Genomic DNA, 20,087 nt, shown 5'->3' with positions numbered 1-20,087 from the left:
GTTTTGTCATAGAACACCTCTGTTTGAGTGGTAATAATACCACCTAAATTTGTGTCCGGTTTCATTGAATCACAACATACTGAGCTAATAAGTCGCTGACTTGTGAAGGGTTTTTCTAAAAAGTCGAAGCCACCTAAACGCATAGCTTCCACTGCAATATCAATAGAACTATTTGAGGTGATCATGACTACATTAGCAGGATTTTTTTGTTTATTTACAAATTGTAAAACTTCAAGCCCACTTATATCAGGCAAGCATACATCTTGTACTATCACCGCAGGCATTTTTTCTTTAATACCGACCAAAGCAGAATATCCATCTGCGAAATGCTTACATTCAAAACCTACTTGCTCTAGCTGACTTGCGTACAAAGCACCACTTGCGATGCTATCTTCAACAATATAAACAAGGCCTTTACCCATTATATCTGACACGGCTTTCTCCTAGATAGCTATACTCTTACTCATTATTTGATATGCATCTCGGGTTTTATCCAAGTTATGTTTAATAACAAGCGCTGCGTGCAAGTTTTCTTCTGTGGTTGGTGGTGGTGAATCGTGTAACTGTGTTGCCAATGCAGCTAAAGGAGCGGCTCCATATAAAGCAGCCGAGTTTTTCAAAACATGCATTATTTCTCTAATTTTTATAATATCTGCATTACTAATTGCCGTATCTAATTGGTTAGCCATAGTAACTAATTCATCGATAAATAAGTTTACTAATCGAGCTAAAACGCTTATTCCAACATCCTTTTCAAGTTGAATTAAAACATTTAACTCCGTAATACTTTTATCGATAAACTGCTCTGATATAGGCATAGATAACCTTTGTGTAAGTTAAAGCTTCGTACACTAATAAAATGTAAGAATTGTAGTTTAAGAGTAATTTGTTTTTTGCATTTTGCAAATCAAAATGAATATAAACAATTACAGAGCCCAGGTATCAATACTTTTTGTTAATGTTTGCGGCTTATCGAGCAAGTACCCCTGAGCAATATCACAACCAAGTTGTTCTAATATTTGTAATTGCTCATTCTCTTCAATGCCTTCTGCTACAGTTTGTAAGCCCAATCGTTGAGCCATCGCAATAATTGCGCTACATAACGTAAAGTCTTCATTATTAGTTGCAATACCACTTACAAAACTGCGATCAACTTTTAAACCATCGATATCAAATTGACGAAGTAGACCTAAAGACGCGTATCCAGTGCCAAAATCATCAATCCACACCTTTACGCCTTCTTTATGGAAGTTTTCAAACGCCTTAGCTATTTTAACAGGACTATGAATGAGCGCTGTTTCCGTTAATTCAACTTTAATAGCTTGTGGTGGTATTTGGTGCTTTTCTAGCAAAGCCATTACTTTTGAAAACACATCACCATCTAAAATTTGTACCGGTGAAATATTTAAAGAAACAGCAATATCTGTCATACCAAAATGTCGCATCTGTTTTAAATCAGACAAACATTGCTCAAAAATCCAGTCACCTAATTCTAAAATCATTCCCGATTGCTCTACATGAGGGATAAACTCATCAGGGCCTACAATACCAAAGCGGGGTGATTGGCACCTTACTAGCGATTCAAAGCCGACCAACTTTCCCGTTCCTAATGACACAAGCGGTTGATAAACCATTTTAAAATAATTATTTTGCATTGCATCCGACATGATTCTCTCTAACTCATGCCATCTTGCGAGATTGACTGGGCTTTCTGATTCTAGGTACTTAAATGCATTCATATTTTGCTCCGATTTTCACTCTTAGTGACTTATGTAATCAAGAGCAAGTTACAGACCATTTAGAAAGTGAATAAAACAAAAATAAAAACAGCAAATTCAAAAGGTTAAGTTTAGTTATTTGAGTGTCTAAATTTTTCCATTTTATTTGCATTTTGCAATTCAATTTGCAATGCACCTAAATTAATAAATAAGAGCTTACTCAAGCCCAAACAGCACAGAGAAACCAGTTAGTAATTGTTGGCTAAAAGTAAGGATTAGTAATTGAAGATGAGTATAAAGAAAGGCTGGATAAAACTAATTTAGTTACGCACAGCTTGAATTAAAAAGCGTACACGTAATTTTAAAGCTAGGGAGAAAAAGTTAAAACGGTGATAGGAAACATAAAAAAAACGCAGGCAACAATAAATAGTTACCTGCGCAAAAGTCTCTAGTTTGAAAGAGTGTCGTTATTTTCGTTTTTAGGGGCTGTTACATGTTGTGCATAGTTAGTATTTTGCGAGTCAAACGTATTACTCATCGACTGTGCATTTTCAACATCAACTTGTGTAAAAGTAATCGGCTGTATGTCCGTTAACGGCTCTACAGAATCGCTACCGCGCAGAACTGTAATACCTATTACTAAGGTAGCTACAAGCAAAATAGACAAAACCATGATTTCAGGTGTAAGTACCCAATTATTACTTTTAGGTTGTTGTTTGGCTTTTGTATTTGTTTGCATATTGCACCTCTTAAAAATTTAACTAAATTGTCTTGATTTGATATTTAATATGTTGCGAAAGCCGTGCCAACTAAACAAAAACAAACGAAAGATAAAATAAACAACAAAATCAAAGTATTAAAAAAATTAAAAATGTAATTTAGAATCCAAAAATAATTCGTAACGTTGTATTTTTATTTTGAATTGCAATTTGCGAATCAAATTGAAAAACTATAATAAAAACACTCATTAAATACTAAAAAATAAATTTAACTTACTCCTAAAATACTAGGTTAATTTCTTCGTTTATCAAGTTTTATGCAACACAAACCCACTTTTTATATTACTCTTCATTGCTCAACCCAGCTTTTCCCACACTTGCGCTAAACGAGAGAGCTTTAAATGTTTAGATTCAATAGCCTGCTTTGGTGCATATTTATCAAGCAATAAATAAAGTGTTTCACTTACAATTGGTTTAGCTAAATAATCATTCATCCCCGCTTCAATAAATCGCTCTTTATCACCATGAATTGCATTTGCTGTGAGCGCTATTATAGGGGTGGCTATACCTAACTTTCTGATTGCTTTGGTTGCAGAGATCCCATCTAGTATTGGCATTTGGATATCCATAAAAATAATATCAATTTTATTGTTTTTAGCCTTGGTTATTGCCTCTTGCCCATCGCTAGCAATATATACCCGACAACCTTTTTGCTCTAAAAACTGTCTTATTACTATTTGATTATTAGTATTATCTTCAGCAACCAATACATTGGTTCCATTCAACTGAGTTAACCCTGAAGAGCTTTCTAAGACTTCTTTTTGTTCACGATTAGTAAATATAATATCTAAATGAAATAACTGCTCTTCTAATAAACTAATTGCTCGCGGTACATGCGATACTTTAAAAGGGCCATTTAACCTAAGCTCTCTGTCGTTAAGATTTTGCGGTAATAAGCTTTCACCTAGTAAGTCTAAGATAAGTAAACATGGTGAATTAAGGGAGTTATATGTATTTATACACTCGCGTGTTTGGGCTAGCATTCGAGGATCAGTTAATACAATTGCATCAGGAAAACTATCATACTCAGGGATATCTGGGCATATTTCATAGTGCTCAAAAGCGATAGAAAACCGAGTGAGTGTGTGCTCCAACGCGGTTTTTAAAATTTGGTTATGTCCTACAATCCATACTCTTGGCTTTTTACTTCGTGCTGCAAACCCCTCTCGCAATATTGAGTCGGTTGTGTCTATTTTTAACGGGTAATTAACGATAAACTCACTCCCTTTATTGAGCTCAGAGTTAACCGAAATATCTCCCCCTACTACATCACAAATTTGCTTACATATCGCAAGGCCTAAGCCACTACCACCATGTTTTCGGGTAATTGAATTATCTGATTGAATAAAAGGCATAAACATACTTTCTATTTTATTTTTTGCGATTCCCATTCCAGTGTCTTTTACTGATAAATGAAGATTTAAATTATTGGCTCCAATGTAAGTACATCTAACGGTCACCGTTATTACGCCTTGCTGAGTAAACTTAATCGCATTGGCTAATAAATTAATGGCTATTTGCCTTATACGTGCATGATCACCAATTACTTGAGCTGGGACATCAGGATAAAAATCAAAAACAACCTCAAGCCCTTTTTGTAAAGCACTTTGGGTAATAATATCTATTGCTTCTTCAATACACGTATCAATACTAAATGGCTGATTATCGAGTGTTATAGCTTGTGCTTCAAAACGCGAATACGTTAATACATCATCCAATACACTCAGTAATGCATCAGAGCTTGTTTTAATCATTTGTGTGTAACGCATTTGCTCAGAAGTTAAACCGGTATGATGCAAAATATCTGCAGAGCCAATAACGGCATTTAATGGCGTGCGAATTTCATGGCTAATATTTGCCATAAATCGGCTTTTAGACTCAGCTAATGTTTCTGCCTGATGTTTAGCTTCAAGCAATATTTGCTCGCTTTCAATACGTTCTTGTATATCAACAAGTGTTGCGGCAATAGATAACAAATCGCTTTCGTAGCCACCCACAATGGGAGTAAGTGTCATTTCAACCCAATTATTTATCCCTTGTGCATTAATCAAACGTATATCAAAGCGACGTATATCACGCTTACCTTGTTTATAATCAAGCAAAGTGCTACTAATTTTTTCTACATCTTCTTTTGCTATAAACTTAATTATAGGTAAGCCAAGGCTCTCATCTACATTGCTGTGTAAGACGCGTTGCCATGCTTGATTTATAAATAATAGGTTGCCAAATGTATCAAGGCGTAGAACAATATCAGGAATATTATCTACGACAGAGTGATAGTTATATTCTATCTCTGCCATTGCTTGTTCAGCTTTAACTCGCTGCGTAATATTAGTTTCTATAGCGATAAAATGCTTTACTTTACCTTCATCATCTCGCACTGGATTTGCATCAATAGCAACCCAATAAACGTTACCATTTTTATCGTAATTTGTGGTTTCAACTTGAAAAGGAAGCCCATTTTTTACAGCGTGAGACATAACCTTACGACTTTTTTCACATGTTTTTGGCCCTTGCAGTAATTGACCTGGGCTAGTGCCTATAACCTCATCACAGGTGTAGCCTGTAAGCACTTCAAAACTATTGTTAACCCACTCAATCACACCAAACTTATCTGTAATAATCACTAAGTTATTTGTATGGCTCGCAACAAGCGATAAGCGTTTAACATATTTTTGCTGTTGCGTTAGCAAAAATTGAGAATCTTTATGACGTTGAATGTCATAGAACGAGCCTATAAAGCCGCTTTTTTCATCATAAACTAACCTTAACTCAAACCAGTTCATGAGCCCGATGCTGCTTTTAATTTGTATTTCTACACTGGGAGCCTGCTTCCCTTCTAGTAAACAACAGCTGTATGCGACAAAATGCATAATATCATCGCAATTCATTAACTTAGTAATATTGGAGCCAATTAATGAATCGGTTGAGTAACCTAACTTCTTCTCCCAAGCTTCATTTATATAAGTAAAATTCAAATGTTTATCACACTCAAAAATACACTCATCTAAAATAGCTAATAGCTTTGCTTGACGTCGATTACTATTGGAAAGTTTTTCAACTAGTGCATATTGGATTTGAACTTGTAGCTCATCATTATTATTCATGATCTCTCCAATACTTTATAAAAGTATTACTCTGACAAACTCGTGCATAAAGAAGGGAAACCTTTTCACGGTAGAATGCTTGTTCAAAAGGAGTGCGTCTCGGTGTGCAGTCACTTAAAATAGTGACATTAAAACCAAGTTCAACAGCAGTGCGCACAGTTGAATCAATACAGATAGAAGACACAGTACCCGCTAAAATTATATTAGTGGTCCCATGTTTTTTGATGTTTTCGGCTAAACCTATATGTGTAAAAGCATTTAAACTTCTTTTCCCAAATACCACCTCTATAATATTACTAAAAAGGTCTAGCTGCTTAATGGTTTGAGCACCGTACGAACCTGCTTTAAATGCCCCCACCGCAATGACTTTTAATATACCAATCGGATTTTTAAGCTCGCTATAGTTTTGCGTAAAGTGAATGGGTGTATTAATAACTAAAGCAAATTGCTCTGCGCAGAAGGTCAATAAATAGAGTGTATTTTCCCCCACGCCAGTAATTCTTGATGACTCTTCAACCTCGTCATACAAAATGCCTTTTGGCAAAAAGTAATTGTTTTGAAAACCAATTAAAATAGGTGCTGTCTTAGAGAAATCATCCATAACTCTCTCCTTATTAATCAATTTAAGAGGCTAACTGCCAAGGTTTAATAAATTTCTCAAGTACCGCTTTTGTCACTGGCTTCTGTAAATAGTGAGTAATTCCTTTATCAAACAACTCAGCTATTTGCTCATCGCCTGTTAACCCCGTTAAAATAACTTTAGGAGTATTGTTATTAGGTGTATTTTGCCTAACTAATTGCTGCGCCACATCGCTACCAAACATTCCTGGCATACGCTCATCTAAAAGTAGCAAGTCAAATGGTTCATTTTGAGCAAGCGTTAATGCACTAGCACCATTTTCTGCACACGTTACTAAGCAGCCCAGCATTTCAAGCATTACTTTTGTAGCAATTTGGCTCGGTAAGCTGTCGTCTGCTACTAATACCGATAAACGTGTTTGTGTGTGAAATGTTGTTAAAATAGTAATTAAGTCGGTATCAAAAAATGGCCAGCCTAATATTTTTTTAGATAGTTTATGAGCTTGGCTCAGCTCGTAAATGTCGTTAATAGAGCACAACTTTATGTGTGTATTTAAGCTGTCACTATTTAATTTATCAATTAATGCGTTACCACTAAGATGGCGTAAATCCTCTAGCTGTGCAGACTCTCTAAGCGTGCTATTAAATAATTTAAAATTTAAACCAAAACGATCGTGAGTATTAGCTGACATTTTTAAACAGCTTTTGAGTAACGCTTCGCAATCAGTTAAAACGTCTACATCTTGTCTAACATCAAGCGCTAAACTAACAGACTCTTTAGTTGCTAAGAGCCCGTGAAAATCCAACGTGTTTACTTGTTCAGAATCATCAATCTGATAGTGAATACTAACTCCCTGAATATTTGCTTCGAGGTTAAGTAAAAAGCACTGCTTTACTGCTGCTAGCGCCGGAGTAAGAAACGCCTCACATTGTGCAATCATTTGCTCTGGCGGAATTTGCAAACAGACGTAGTTACATTGCAACTTATTGATTAAGGTAATAGAGAATTTTTGACTCTGGGTTTCACAATATTTACCTATTACCCCTTGGATAATTTCTAAAACGTGACTATTAATATTCATAAAGCATTCTCGTTAACCCAATGTATAGCTCTACATCATCAAGTTATGTGCCATAAATTAATTCTTGTAAACACACTTGCATTCATAGACTTAAGTATTAGACAAACAGGGCTCTGGTTTTTCATTCGCATTTTGCAAATCATATTGCTATGCATAATATGATTTATGCTTTTATTAGAATGGTGCAATCGATTTTTTTCTCTTTAAATAATTTTCCATTCATTTAAACTGATATTAATCAAATTGAGGAGAAAGCTATGTTAACCGTAATTTTTGGCCGTGAAGGCTGTCCATTTTGTGTTCGTGCGAAAGATGTTGCTGAGCAATTATCAAATGAACGTGATGACTTTAAATTTCGTTACATCGACATAATTAAAGAAGGCATTAGTAAAGCCGACCTTGAAAAGTCAGCGGGTAAGCCTTGCCCTACTGTTCCACAAATTTTTGTAGACCAAAATCACATTGGTGGATTTACAGAATTTGAAGCTTACGCAAAAGAAAACCTAGGCTTGTATAAATAAGCTTTGTATTAAATATGTTAACCAGTTTAATAAACCCTACATTGAGCTGGTTAAATTTCGACCAACATCAAACACATACAAATTAGTTTCAATTTATACAAGCATTTGCCTCGCGAATCCTATATAATGCGCGCCTCTTTAAATTCGTTGAGGCGTATTAATGTCAGAACCAGTCACGTTTGAATCTCTAAATCTTTCTCCTGCAATTTTGAAGGCAGTTGAAGAGTTGGGTTACAAGACACCATCTGAAATCCAAGCTCAATGTATACCGTTATTGCTAGAAAGAAAGGACGTACTGGGACTAGCTCAAACGGGTACAGGTAAAACCGCAGCATTTGCACTGCCATTACTAAATAATATTGACCCGTCTGTGAAACAGCCACAGATCCTTGTACTCACACCAACACGTGAGCTTGCGATCCAAGTTGCTGAGGCATTCGAACAATATGCTAAACATGTTCGTGGTATTGAAGTATTGGCACTATATGGTGGCCAAAGCTACAGTATCCAATTAAGCGCACTTCGTCGTGGCGCTCAGGTTATTGTTGCAACTCCAGGTCGTTTAATCGATCACATTAACCGTGGCACTATCAAGTTTGATGCTCTACAAGCACTTGTACTTGATGAAGCCGATGAAATGTTACGTATGGGCTTTATCGATGATGTAGAAAGCATCATGGAAAAAACACCGCGCGAAAAGCAAACATGTCTTTTCTCTGCGACTATGCCTAAGCAAATTCAAAACATCAGCAGCAAGTATATGAACAACCCTGAACAGGTTCATATTTCTGCGCGTAACTCTACAGTATCATCTGTTGAGCAAGTGTTTTGGAATGCAAGCGTACATAAAAATAAAGCTATTGTTCGCTTCTTAGAAGCTGAACAGTATGAAGGTGCTATTGTTTTCGTACGTACGCGTAACGATACAGTACAACTTGCTGAGTTATTAGAGCGCGAAGGTTTCTCTGCTGCTCCACTTAATGGTGATATGAACCAGCAAGCACGTGAACGCACTGTAGAACGCTTAAAAAGCGGCATGCTAAATGTTGTTATTGCAACAGACGTTGCTGCTCGTGGTCTAGATGTTGACCGCTTAAGCTTAGTTATCAACTACGATATCCCACAAGATTCTGAAGCCTACGTTCACCGTATCGGCCGTACAGGTCGTGCTGGTCGTACTGGTAAAGCAATTTTATTCGTAAAACATAACGAACGTTATTTACTTAAAAATATCATTCGTCATACGAAGTCTGAAATTGCACAAGTTGAATTACCAACTGCAAAAATCGTTGAAGAAAAACGTATTGAAGCGTTACAAGCAAAATTAACTATTGCGCTTGAAAACAAAGATATTACATTCTTTAACGAGATAGCTACTAACATGGCTGAAAAACTTGAACTTCCTCTTGAAAGCTTAGCGGGTGCGTTACTGTGTTTAGCACAGCAACAGTCTCCAATTAAAGTTGAAGAAGTTAAGATTCAACCTCGTGAACGTAACGAGCGTAACGATCGCAACCCACGTAGTAACGACCGCAATGATCGCGGTGGTGACCGTGGACGTCGTAACGAACGTGGCGGCGAACGTGGTGGTGAACGCGCTGAGCGTAAACCTCGCGAACGTAACAGTCGTGATGCAGGCCCTATGGATACTTACCGTATCGAAGTAGGTCGTGAACACGGTGTTCAGGTTAAGAACATTGTTGGTGCTATAGCTAACGAAGCTGACATCTCAAGCAAGTTTATTGGTGATATTCGTTTACACGACAATCACAGTACGGTTCAATTACCGCAAAACATGCCTAAAGATGTACTTGATCATTTCCAAAAAGTGTTTATTTGTAAACGTCCTATGGGCTTAACAATTACACAAGATCAAGGCCCTGCTGAGCCACGTGCAGAACGCTCTGAGCGTCCAGCTGGTGACAAAAAGCGCACCTTTAGTAAAGATAAAGACGATAGCCAACGCGGTGATAAGCGTACTGGCCCTCGTAAAGAACGTCGCCCAGTAAGCTTCACAGCTAAATAAGCAACGACTCTTTAATAAAAAAACCTTGCCACGAAAGTGACAAGGTTTTTTTGTTTTTAAGCTGCTGCCACAGTGAATACAAAGTAAACTTTCGAGTCAGTTCAATAGCGACTTGAGATAGTTTTATTAGCCAGAGTTCAGGTTGCTTGTACCCATAAATACGTTTTCTTTGATTTTTAAAACAACAAAACTCTGTAAACTAAACAAAGGCTATAATTCACAGACGAATTAAAAATTGAAAAAGATTTACGACAACTTGCTCTTTGTAGCAATAATACTCTCCATTTTATTATGCATCACTATTCCTATTTTAATGGACTTTACAGATCCACCATTCATCTCAAATGAGCTATACGACGTTGTTTTCTTTATAGCCCTCCCTATTATCTGTTGCGCACTATTTATCTATTTAAATATACTTATATTCAATAAATACAAACGCTGCAGTAAATATAGAGAATCACTTAAATACAATTTTTCAGATACAAAAATGAAATTGGCATCCATTTTCATGTACCCATTATCCCCTTTATTAATCTAGGGAATACTCTATATTTTTATCTCTGATCCCATTAAACTATGGGCTTACTACACGCAAGGCGGCTATTGGTATAAGGAATATATACTGACCGATGTACAAAAGTGTGGCACCGAGTATGAAGATAGTTGTACTCATTTATACTTCAAAGACCCTAAAACGAATAAAATTCATGATTTTAGGTGGTACGACGCTAAGTCTACAATAATGAACAACAAAAACGATTATGTGTATATTGTTGGTGAGGCCAACTTATTTGGCTATATAGTGAGAGATTTAGAAAGGTAACTTAGACTTACTTTTACATTACAGGACTTTTATTTAAAAACCTCACTCAAGTGAGTGAGGTTCATAAATCAAGGTTTAGGTTAAGGCAAAGCTGGGTAAACATAGCTAGCATCAAGCCCTAGTGGAATACCAAGTGCCCAGTAACCTAATAAAAAGATACTCCAGCCAATCATAAAGGCGATTGAGTACGGTAGCATAATAGCAATTAAAGTGCCTATCCCGGTGCCTTTCACATACTTTTGACAGTACACCACCACTAATGGGAAATAGGGCATTAACGGTGTAATAATATTAGAGCTTGAGTCACCTACACGATAAGCGGCTTGAGTTAAGTCTGGTGAAATGCCAAGTTGCATTAACATCGGTACAAAAATAGGGCCAAGTAATGCCCATTTTGCTGAACTTGAACCTACAAACAAGTTAACAAAGCCAGTTAAAAAGATAATGCCCACAACCGTTACTGCACTTGGCAATTCCATTGCCTTTAATAACTGCGCGCCTTCGATTGCGAGTAATGCACCTAAATTTGATTTACTAAATGCAGCAATAAATAGCGAACAGAAAAATGCCATAACAATATAATATGCCATGCCGCTCATCGCTTTACTCATGGCATCTATCATGTCTTTAGAGGTTTTAAATGTGCCTACGGTAAAGCCATATACCGCGCCGGGTATCCAAAATAATAAAAAGATTAACGGTACAATAGATTGCATTAATGGCGAGCTAAAATTAGTTAATGAGCCATCGCTGCTGCGCATTGCAGAATCGTCTGGAGCAGAGACAAATGCTAATAACGCAAGCCCTGCAATCATCACGGTACTGGCTATATAAAAGGCACGTTTTTCATCACTACGTGCATCTTCAAATACAGGTAAATCCTCTTTAGCACCATCAACCGTTGTTTTTTGTAAACGTGGTTCAATAATTTTATCGGTAATGTACCAGCCTAATGCCACAATAAATAAGCTAGATGCTGAAGCAAATGCCCAGTTATTTAACGGGTTAATTGTTATTGCAGGATTAATTATTTGCGCCGCACTTTGGGTAAAGCTTTGTAGCAATGGATCAATCCCTGATGGAATGAAGTTAGCCCCAAAACCACCACTCACACCAGCAAATGCAGCTGCAATACCCGCAAGCGGATGGCGTCCTGCAGCATAAAATATAACACCAGCAAGCGGAATAACTAACACATAACCTGCGTCAGTAGCTGTATGGCTCACAATAGCGACTAAAATGATTGAAGGCGTTAATAGCTTTTTAGGAGTAACTTTAAGCATTAACTTAAGACCAGTATTAATAAAGCCCGAATGCTCTGCAACACCTACACCTAACATAGCTACTAAAACGACACCTAAGGGAGCGAAGCCGGTAAAGGTTTTTACCATAGAGGATAAAAAAGTAGCGAGCGAATCACTTGCCAGCATATTATTAATAATAATCGCTTCACCGGTACGTGGGTCTATTGCATCAAAGCTTACACCTGAAAACCACCACGACAAAAACCAAATTAATAACATTGCAAACAGAAATATTACGGCTGGATCTGGAAGCTTATTGCCAACCCGCTCAACAAAGTTTAAAAAACGCGCTACAACACCTGAAGGTAAAGCGTCTTGATTATTATTCATTCTTATTGTTCCTAAAATTTATTTTAGTAACAATATCGCATAAAAACAAAACAGTAAATTAACATAAAAATCAGCTTTAAAAGTTTTGGGCACAAAAAAACACGATAGTGATAAACAAATCGTGTTTTTTGTATCACTTACTTTTAAGCGAGGGCTTTAACTTCTTCCCACAAGCGTGCAACTAATGTCTTATCTTCTTCGTTAAGCTCACCATTACGATACGCTTTAACTAAGCTCTGCTCTACAGTTTCGTTTAGCTCATCTATACTGATTGTCAGCTTTTCTACTTCGGCATAACCAACTGCAAGATCAAAATGACCTCGTAAATAGCCGCCTGCAAATAACTCATCGTCAGTTGCTTTTATTACTAAATCATCGAAGTACTGCTGGGCTGCATCGATATAGTTCACTAAACTCATTTATTAATCTCCTGGTTTTGCAAAGCACCTGTATTTTCAAGGTTTTGGTGCCCTACTGCATACATAATATGGTCGTTAAATCCGGTGGTTACTTTAATATAACCCGATAATTCATCATCTAATTCGCCATCGCCGGTGTCACAAATAAGGGGGCGGCTATTAAGCGCTTGTAGTTTTGTTTTTGTTGCTACTACAATAATGTTTTCTTTGCCAATTGCACGTATAAGCGCAGGGCTCAATTGCTGATTACCACGGCCAAATATATGCCCTTGCCCGCCAATGAGCGTAATGACTAACTTAGTACTTTGATCATGTGTAAGCTCAAGTAATTGCTTCGCCGTTAAATCTTGAGCAACTAAGGTTTGATCTTTTATTAAATCAACGCCAAGCAACGTATTCTCAAGTCCCATTTCTTCCATTATGGCCTCAACGGTTGAGCCGCTACCCATTATATAAAATGTGTCTTCATCCATTTGCGATACAACATGCGCAGCAATGTCGGCAAGTACGAGTTCGTCGGTTTCTTTGCCGCCATTTTTAACCGCTTGCATATAGCGTACTTCGCTAGGTGTTTGCATTTCGCCGTAGCGCTTTGCTTTTACTGTGCCTTGTCTAAAGGCATCTTCATCTATATCCATTACATCTGCATCAGCTAAGGTAACTAACTCCCCTTTAACCAGCATTTCGACTACGCGCCCTGCTGCTTTGGGTGTAATGGCGTATACACCAGAATGAATTTTACAGCCTGCAGGAATACCAAGTACAGGAATGGTATCTTCGATTGCATGGCAAATATTACGCGCTGTACCATCGCCTCCAGCAAATAAAACTAAATCAACACCAAAGTCTTTAAGTACTTTTGCTGCTTGTTCTGTGTCATCTGGAGTTGTTATTACTTCAGAGTTGTATACAACCTCTACATTAAAGCCCAAGGCTTTTGCTGTTTGCTCACCCATGTCACCGTTAACGGTGTAAATGGTTAAGCGCTCTTTATAAGGCAATAGCACTTCAAGCGCTGCTTTTGTACGGCTATTTGCTTTTGGTTCTGCACCTAATTCGATTGCTTTAGCGGCTGTGTGTGCGCCATCACTACCTTTTAAGGCAACTGTGCCGCCTAAACCCGCTACTGGGTTTACAATTAAACCTAATTTAAACGCCATTACAAAGCTCCTTTGGGTGTTGCCAATTAAATTGCTGCGCTGTTAATGGCCACTGTGTATTATAAAAATCAGAGAGTGCTTTTAAAAGTGACTCTGTACGAGAGTTAAAGCCATTTTCGATTAACGATAATACGCGTGCATGTACTCGCTGCTGAAAATCAAACCGACATGTTTGCTCGCCGTTTAAGTTATCCACCGACACATTAAAAGTAAACCCTGCTGCGGTGCTTAATAACCACTCTATAGCTTGAGGCTTTACTTCTACGCTTTCAAACTCAGCTTGTTTTTGCTTGTCGCGCCCATCGGGGCAATACCAATAACCATAATCTTCTAATAAACGACGTGCATCGCCTGCTACTAGCCAATGCGCAATTTCATGCAGTGCACTCGCGTAAAAACCATGAGCGAATACAACTTGGTGATATGGCACGTGCTCTGTTGCTGGTAAATACACAGGTTCAAAATCGCCTTTTATCAGACATGTATTATGACTTTGATAAAAAGTGCGTTCAAAAATTGAAATTAGATCAGCTATTTGATGCATAAAATTAGGCTAATTTTTCTCGGTTGCAGCGCTATTTTGCGCAGTAAAAACGAGACGAATTGTACGGGCTTTTACAACTAAAGTAAAAATAAGGCGTGATAGTAAAATATAAGCGGACTAATCTTTCACTTTATTGATATTTTTAATAATACCTAAACAGTAAAGAGTATTACCAAGTTCTTTACGCTGTGTTTTTTCACCTGAGGTTTTATTGGCTAAGCTAGTTAACATATCGTACCGTTTACGTAGAGTTAGTATATATCTGGCATGTCTACGGCATTCAAAGCAATGAGTACAGTGTGAATCGACCCAAAATCTTAATGTTTCAAACCAATATTGCTGCTCTTGAGCAAAAAAAATAAATGCCTTAGAGCAAGTCCCGCACTTCTCTTCAATATCAACATAAAGTGCCCGAGGATAAATGGCATAGTTTTGCTTTTTTATATCAGCCAATATTACCGTATTAGGGAAGTATTTAAGGCTCGAGTAACGCCAGTGCGCATTCTCTATCGCCTCTATTGTCACTGGGGTATTGGTAGTTATTGGTGTATTGCCATACCTTGGGTGATTTAGATACATGAGCTGCCTAGTTTAAACTTATGATTTTAAGGCATAAAACATGCCATATAAAAAACAATAATTATACAGGCGTTCCTGCTTCATCACACTCTACTATGTCGGTTTCGGTTAATGCCTGAGTGATCCATACTTGCAATACTGGGCAACGCATAACAAAGTCACAATATTGCTGCGCCTCTGGCGATAACGTAATTTGATAGGTTTTTAAGCGCAGTACAACAGGCGCATACATGGCATCAGCAATACTAAAGTCACCAAAAAACCACTCATTTGGAAACACATCTTGTTGCTGTGCAAATATCTCGTCTATACGGGCTATGTCTTTTAGTGCTTCGCTCGATAGGTCTACTTTACGGGTTGCTCTTATATTCATTGGCATTTCGCTGCGCAGTGCCATAAAGCCTGAATGCATTTCAGCGCTTAGTGCACGCGCTTTAGCTCTTTGGGTAATATATTTTGGCCATGCAGCGCCTGATAAGTAAGCATCGTTAATATATTCACAAATTGCTAGCGAATCCCATACCTGTAAATCGCCATCAATTAACGCTGGGACTTTTTGCAAAGCAAAGGTCTTTTTTAGTTCATTGTAAAAGTCGGGGGTGTCGAGTACCAGCTGGGTTTCACTAAACTCAACATCAAATTTACTCATTAAATACCATGCGCGTAATGACCAGCTAGAGTAGTTTTTATTACCGATAAATAATTGCATATTGTAGATACCAAAGTGAATAGACGTTCCTACCTTACTAGGTGATTTAACAACCAACAACATTTTGTTTAAAGTCTCTTTGCTAACGGTTACTTAAAGCTATTAATTACTCACTCAACTGCTTGTTTAAATGCTTTTTTAATAGTTGTGTATTACGCGTGTTAGCTTTAAAAAAGGCATCAAAAATATCACCAAAAAATGGCACTAAACCGCCCACAAAGTCTATGAGCATATTGATAATCATCTTAGTTTTTATACGTTTACTCACACCTAAACGCTGGGCTTCTATCAGCACATAACTTGATAAAATTAGCCCTGCGGCATCACCTATAACGGGAATTAAACCAATCACAGCCTCCAACCCTATATTAAATTTAGTAAAAGGAATGCCAATGCTGCTATCAGTTAACTTACTGAATCGCTCTAAGCGGGCTATTGCAGCTTGGGCTTTTATTTGTGAGTGTTCATTAATATTATCGTTCATGATTACTACCCTCCTTCTTGCAGTATATAGGGCCTACTTGAACAACTCCTGAAAGGCTTTAAACTAAATTACAGACATAAAAAAACGCGGTAATCCGCGTTTTTTTATAATTATAAATACTTACACAGAGCCGTTAATTGGCCCGTGTTCGTGGTTTACATGCGGATTTTGTCCGCGTTGACGCAGTAAGTGGTCCATTAAGGTAATAGCCATCATTGCCTCCGCAATCGGGATTGCACGAATACCCACACAAGGATCGTGACGACCTTTGGTGATCATCTCTACCGCTTCGTTGCTTGTATTAATGCTGTTACCTGGGATGGTAATGCTCGACGTTGGTTTTAGCGCAATAGAAGCAATAATATCTTGCCCTGTCGAAATACCCGCAAGTACGCCACCTGCATGGTTTGATGTAAAACCTTCAGGGGTTAGCTCGTCGCGATGCTCAGAGCCTTTTTGCTCAACTACATCAAAGCCATCACCAATTTCCACGCCTTTAACTGCATTAATACTCATTAATGAGTGTGCAAGTTCAGCGTCAAGGCGGTCAAATACTGGCTCACCAAGACCTACTGGTACGTTGCTTGCCACTACTTTTACTTTAGCGCCAACTGAGTCACCTTGCTTTTTAAGGTCACGCATATATTCGTCAAGCGCTTCAAGCTTACTTGCATCAGGGAAGAAGAATAAGTTATTTTCAACTTCGTCCCAATCAAACGTTTCCGCCTTAATAGGACCTAGCTGGCTTAAGCATGCTTTAACTTCAATACCATGAAATTGCTTTAAGTATTTTTTAGCGATAGCGCCTGCCGCTACGCGTATCGCGGTTTCGCGTGCAGACGAACGGCCGCCACCACGATAATCGCGCAGGCCGTACTTATGCCAATACGTGTAATCGCCATGACCTGGGCGAAATACATCTTTAATTTTGCCGTAATCTTGCGAACGTTGATCGGTGTTTTCAATTAATAAACCAATGCTAGTACCTGTGGTTTTACCTTCAAAAACGCCTGCTAATATTTTTATTTGATCGCTTTCGCGGCGCTGCGTTGTATAACGGCTTTGGCCTGGTTTTCGGCGATCTAAATCAATTTGTAAGTCGGCCTCTGTGATTTCAAGACCTGCGGGAGTACCATCAACAACGCCGCCTAATGCAACGCCGTGGCTCTCACCAAAGGTGGACACTTTAAATAACTGTCCAATGCTATTACCTGCCATTAACTTTCCTCATTCCTAATGACTACCAATAGCCAAGCACACGGCTTGGCTATTCATTTTTCACTTATTTTGCAAAATACTCATCTAGCTGCTTTTTGCTAATTACAAATACACCTAAGCCGCCTTGTTCAAATTCAATCCATTCAAACGGCGCGCCCGGATACAGTGCATCCATATGTACCATAGAGTTACCAACTTCTACAAATAACAAACCGTTATCAGTTAGGTGTTCACTCGCTTCACTTAAAATAGTACGGGTTACATCTAAACCATCGTGGCCTGATGCAAGCCCAAGCTCTGGTTCATGATGAAATTCACGTGGCAGGTCAGCCATATCTTCTGCATCAACATACGGTGGGTTTGCAACTATTAGGTCGTATTTTTGACCTGGTACACCGCTAAATACATCGGACTGAATGGGTAACACACGATCACTTAACATGTAATCGTTAATGTTAATATCTGTCACTTCAAGCGCTTCATACGATATATCTACCGCATCAACTTGTGCTTCCTCAAAAGCTTGAGCAAGTGCAATTGCGATACAACCCGACCCCGTACATAAATCTAATATGCGGTTAACCGATTGTGGCTCTTCAAGCCAGGGTGTAAAGCGGTTGCTGATAAGCTCAGCAAACGGTGAGCGAGGTATAAGTACACGTTCATCCACATAAAATGGCATACCCGCAAACCATGCAATGTTTGTTAAGTAAGGTACTGGTGTGCAGTCGTTAATACGTTCTGCAATAAGACCCGCAAGTCGGTTTTTTTCTGTGCTTGTTAAACGCGCGTGCATTAATTCTTTTGGCGCATCAACAGGCAAGCTAAGCGCAGGCAGTAATAAGCTTACAGCTTCATCCCATGCGTTATCTGTACCGTGTCCAAAAAATATACTACTACTTGCAAATTGGCTTGTAGTCCAACGTAACCAGTCATGTAAAGTTGACAGTTCTGCAACGGCTTCTTCGAGTGTTGCTTCTTCTATTTGTAAATCGCTCATATATTTTTACCTGTATTAGCTTACTGACTGTTTTGAGTCTTTAAGACGATTGCATTGCCTATCTGCGCTGGGCAAATTACAATTGCCCCTCATTTAAGTATTGTACCGCCTTTTGCGCTGCGTTTTTACGTTTTTTTGTTTAGGTAATAGTTATGAAAAAAGACACTCCATCACATTCGTCCCTAAGCAATGACGACATAAGCTTATTTCGTCAAACGATCACAGGCGCCAAAGTATTTAAACAAGATACTCATCGTTTTGATACAAAGCCTAAGGTGTCACAAGCTAAGCAATTTGCCCAGCAAAAAAAGCAGGCTCAATCTGAATTTTTCTTCTCAGACGTTTATATTCCCGATATAGACACCCACGGCACGGTTAAATATGTAAAACCAGGCCAAGATACCTTCCTAGCTAAACAGCTTCGCCGTGGTGACTTTGCACCCGATTTGACGCTAGATTTACATGGCTTAAATAAAGAACTTGCTAAAGATGAACTCGCTGGACTCATTCACGAATGTAAAAAGCAGCATTACTATTGTGCATGTGTAGTGCACGGTATTGGCGGCGGCGTACTAAAGCACAAAGTGCCTCAGTACTTAGTACAGCACCCTGACGTAATAGCGATGCACCAAGCCCCTCTCGAATATGGTGGTAGAGGCGCTGTACTCATACTAATTAATTTACCGCAAAGTGATGAATTTAGACGCTAACTATAGCTATTACTAAGATGTAACTACGTGCATATTTTTTCAATTATTTTTCCGCTCATTTTTATTGTTGCACTGGGTTATGGCTGTTGTAAGTTAAAATTTTTTAACGAACAAAACATTGCGGGTCTAAGTAAATTTACTTTTTATGTGAGTTTACCAGCCTTTTTAGTACTAAATATGTCGCAAATAAACCTGCAGCAAAGCATCAGCCTTTTTGCATTTATGAGCTTTTACATACCGGTTTTGTGTGTGTTTGGATTAGGCATTTTAATTGACCGCTTTTACTTAAATAAGCCATGTCTCAATAATAAAGCAATAAATTATCAACAACACAGCGTATTTGGTTTGGCAGGTAGTTATTCAAATATGGTGTTGGTAGGTATCCCAATTGTTATAGCGTCACTGGGTAAAGAGATGATTGCTATTGCATTTATGATCATCACCTTTCATAGCACATTGCTATTTGCCCTGACCTTTTTAATTGGGGCAAAAGGAAATGCTGAAAACTTCTCATGGTATAACTTTAGCAAGAGCATGGTGCTAAACCCTATCGTACTGAGTATTGGTTGCGGGTTGATCATTAATGTATCTGGGCTTAGCTTATATGACAATTTAGTAAGCAGTATAGACTTACTCGCCAAACCCGCTATTCCGTGTGCTTTATTTGTACTAGGCGCAAACTTAGTATTTTATAAAATAGCCTCAAACTGGCAGCCCGCGCTTATATCTTCATTATTAAAAATTATTATATTACCGGCTGGGGTATTTGTTGCAGCAACTTATGTGTTTGAGTTAGATGAGCAAATAAGAAATGTGCTAGTTCTATTGAGTGCATCGCCTGTAGGGGTAAATGCTTACTTAACTGCGTGTCAGTTAAAACAGCATCAAGCAACGCTTGCAGGGACGGTGGTACTTTCTACTATATTGTGTATGTTGAGTTTTAGCTTTTGGTTGGCTATTTTGCTTTAAACAACTATATAACTAACAAAACT

General features: G+C 38.2%; 20 protein-coding genes. 4 read left to right on the top strand and 16 right to left on the bottom strand.

Translation table 11 applies throughout. The features are described 5' to 3' along the window. From AAEY68_RS16120 to AAEY68_RS16090, 7 genes are all read right to left on the bottom strand, one after another. Nucleotides 1-434 (bottom strand): response regulator (locus AAEY68_RS16120; RefSeq protein ID WP_350586410.1); only part of this gene is annotated, 434 nt, incomplete at its 3' end. Between the two features lie 9 nt (nucleotides 435-443). Then, nucleotides 444-818, bottom strand: coding sequence for an Hpt domain-containing protein (locus tag AAEY68_RS16115; RefSeq protein WP_024591627.1), 375 nt, complete (start codon nucleotides 816-818; stop codon nucleotides 444-446). Between the two features lie 108 nt (nucleotides 819-926). Continuing rightward, complete coding sequence (locus AAEY68_RS16110) at nucleotides 927-1,739, bottom strand: putative bifunctional diguanylate cyclase/phosphodiesterase (protein ID WP_350586408.1); 813 nt, start codon at nucleotides 1,737-1,739, stop codon at nucleotides 927-929. A 427-nt stretch (nucleotides 1,740-2,166) separates the two neighbouring features. Continuing rightward, the gene (locus tag AAEY68_RS16105) at nucleotides 2,167-2,457 is read right to left on the bottom strand and encodes a hypothetical protein (RefSeq protein WP_165725684.1); all 291 of its coding nucleotides are present in this window, start codon (nucleotides 2,455-2,457) and stop codon (nucleotides 2,167-2,169) included. Between the two features lie 336 nt (nucleotides 2,458-2,793). Next, the gene (locus AAEY68_RS16100; RefSeq protein WP_350586406.1) at nucleotides 2,794-5,604 is read right to left on the bottom strand and encodes a PAS domain S-box protein; all 2,811 of its coding nucleotides are present in this window, start codon (nucleotides 5,602-5,604) and stop codon (nucleotides 2,794-2,796) included. Further along, complete coding sequence (locus AAEY68_RS16095) at nucleotides 5,597-6,205, bottom strand: cysteine hydrolase family protein (RefSeq protein ID WP_024593896.1); 609 nt, start codon at nucleotides 6,203-6,205, stop codon at nucleotides 5,597-5,599. Before AAEY68_RS16095 ends, AAEY68_RS16100 begins: the two co-directional genes overlap by 8 nt. 22 nt (nucleotides 6,206-6,227) lie before the next feature. Beyond that, nucleotides 6,228-7,265: a response regulator gene (locus AAEY68_RS16090; RefSeq protein WP_350586404.1), complete on the bottom strand. Its 1,038-nt coding sequence runs from the start codon at nucleotides 7,263-7,265 to the stop codon at nucleotides 6,228-6,230. Between the two features lie 257 nt (nucleotides 7,266-7,522). Between AAEY68_RS16090 and AAEY68_RS16085 the strand changes: the two genes are divergently transcribed. Then, entirely contained in the window at nucleotides 7,523-7,786 is a 264-nt protein-coding gene (locus AAEY68_RS16085; RefSeq protein ID WP_007585470.1) for a GrxA family glutaredoxin, read from the top strand. Nucleotides 7,787-7,946: 160 nt separating this feature from the next. Further along, a complete protein-coding gene (locus tag AAEY68_RS16080) occupies nucleotides 7,947-9,812 on the top strand; it encodes a DEAD/DEAH box helicase (protein ID WP_007585469.1) in 1,866 nt (621 codons plus the stop codon). Nucleotides 9,813-10,718: 906 nt separating this feature from the next. Here the strand turns inward: AAEY68_RS16080 and AAEY68_RS16075 are convergent. The 9 genes from AAEY68_RS16075 to prmB all read right to left on the bottom strand — a co-directional run bounded on the left by AAEY68_RS16075 (nucleotide 10,719) and on the right by prmB (nucleotide 18,385). Further along, nucleotides 10,719-12,272: an AbgT family transporter gene (locus AAEY68_RS16075; protein ID WP_350586402.1), complete on the bottom strand. Its 1,554-nt coding sequence runs from the start codon at nucleotides 12,270-12,272 to the stop codon at nucleotides 10,719-10,721. A gap of 143 nt (nucleotides 12,273-12,415) precedes the next feature. After that, the gene (locus tag AAEY68_RS16070; RefSeq protein WP_002962183.1) at nucleotides 12,416-12,691 is read right to left on the bottom strand and encodes a YfcL family protein; all 276 of its coding nucleotides are present in this window, start codon (nucleotides 12,689-12,691) and stop codon (nucleotides 12,416-12,418) included. Then, nucleotides 12,688-13,851 carry an ATP-NAD kinase family protein gene (locus tag AAEY68_RS16065; RefSeq protein ID WP_350586400.1) on the bottom strand — a complete coding sequence of 388 codons (1,164 nt, stop codon included), beginning with the start codon at nucleotides 13,849-13,851 and terminating at the stop codon, nucleotides 12,688-12,690. Before AAEY68_RS16065 ends, AAEY68_RS16070 begins: the two co-directional genes overlap by 4 nt. Further along, complete coding sequence (locus tag AAEY68_RS16060; protein WP_350586398.1) at nucleotides 13,841-14,395, bottom strand: elongation factor P hydroxylase; 555 nt, start codon at nucleotides 14,393-14,395, stop codon at nucleotides 13,841-13,843. Before AAEY68_RS16060 ends, AAEY68_RS16065 begins: the two co-directional genes overlap by 11 nt. 117 nt (nucleotides 14,396-14,512) lie before the next feature. Next, entirely contained in the window at nucleotides 14,513-14,974 is a 462-nt protein-coding gene (locus tag AAEY68_RS16055) for a zinc-ribbon domain containing protein (RefSeq protein ID WP_010554668.1), read from the bottom strand. 61 nt (nucleotides 14,975-15,035) lie between these two features. Beyond that, the gene (locus tag AAEY68_RS16050) at nucleotides 15,036-15,683 is read right to left on the bottom strand and encodes a glutathione S-transferase family protein (protein WP_197117940.1); all 648 of its coding nucleotides are present in this window, start codon (nucleotides 15,681-15,683) and stop codon (nucleotides 15,036-15,038) included. Nucleotides 15,684-15,789: 106 nt separating this feature from the next. Then, nucleotides 15,790-16,167, bottom strand: a complete 378-nt coding sequence (locus AAEY68_RS16045) for a DUF4112 domain-containing protein (RefSeq protein WP_024591638.1) — start codon at nucleotides 16,165-16,167, stop codon at nucleotides 15,790-15,792. 120 nt (nucleotides 16,168-16,287) lie between these two features. Next, complete coding sequence (aroC, locus tag AAEY68_RS16040) at nucleotides 16,288-17,385, bottom strand: chorismate synthase (protein WP_008138551.1); 1,098 nt, start codon at nucleotides 17,383-17,385, stop codon at nucleotides 16,288-16,290. A 64-nt stretch (nucleotides 17,386-17,449) separates the two neighbouring features. Further along, nucleotides 17,450-18,385, bottom strand: coding sequence for a 50S ribosomal protein L3 N(5)-glutamine methyltransferase (gene prmB / locus AAEY68_RS16035; protein WP_007580615.1), 936 nt, complete (start codon nucleotides 18,383-18,385; stop codon nucleotides 17,450-17,452). A 152-nt stretch (nucleotides 18,386-18,537) separates the two neighbouring features. Between prmB and smrB the strand changes: the two genes are divergently transcribed. Continuing rightward, complete coding sequence (smrB, locus tag AAEY68_RS16030; protein ID WP_007377742.1) at nucleotides 18,538-19,095, top strand: endonuclease SmrB; 558 nt, start codon at nucleotides 18,538-18,540, stop codon at nucleotides 19,093-19,095. A gap of 27 nt (nucleotides 19,096-19,122) precedes the next feature. Then, entirely contained in the window at nucleotides 19,123-20,064 is a 942-nt protein-coding gene (locus AAEY68_RS16025; protein WP_350586395.1) for an AEC family transporter, read from the top strand. The last annotated feature ends 23 nt before the right edge of the window (nucleotides 20,065-20,087 follow it).

The sequence above is a fragment of the Pseudoalteromonas sp. RB2-MNA-CIBAN-0110 genome (assembly GCF_040309305.1).
Classification (GTDB): domain Bacteria; phylum Pseudomonadota; class Gammaproteobacteria; order Enterobacterales; family Alteromonadaceae; genus Pseudoalteromonas; species Pseudoalteromonas arctica.
This window is presented reverse-complemented; position numbering and strand designations above follow the sequence as displayed.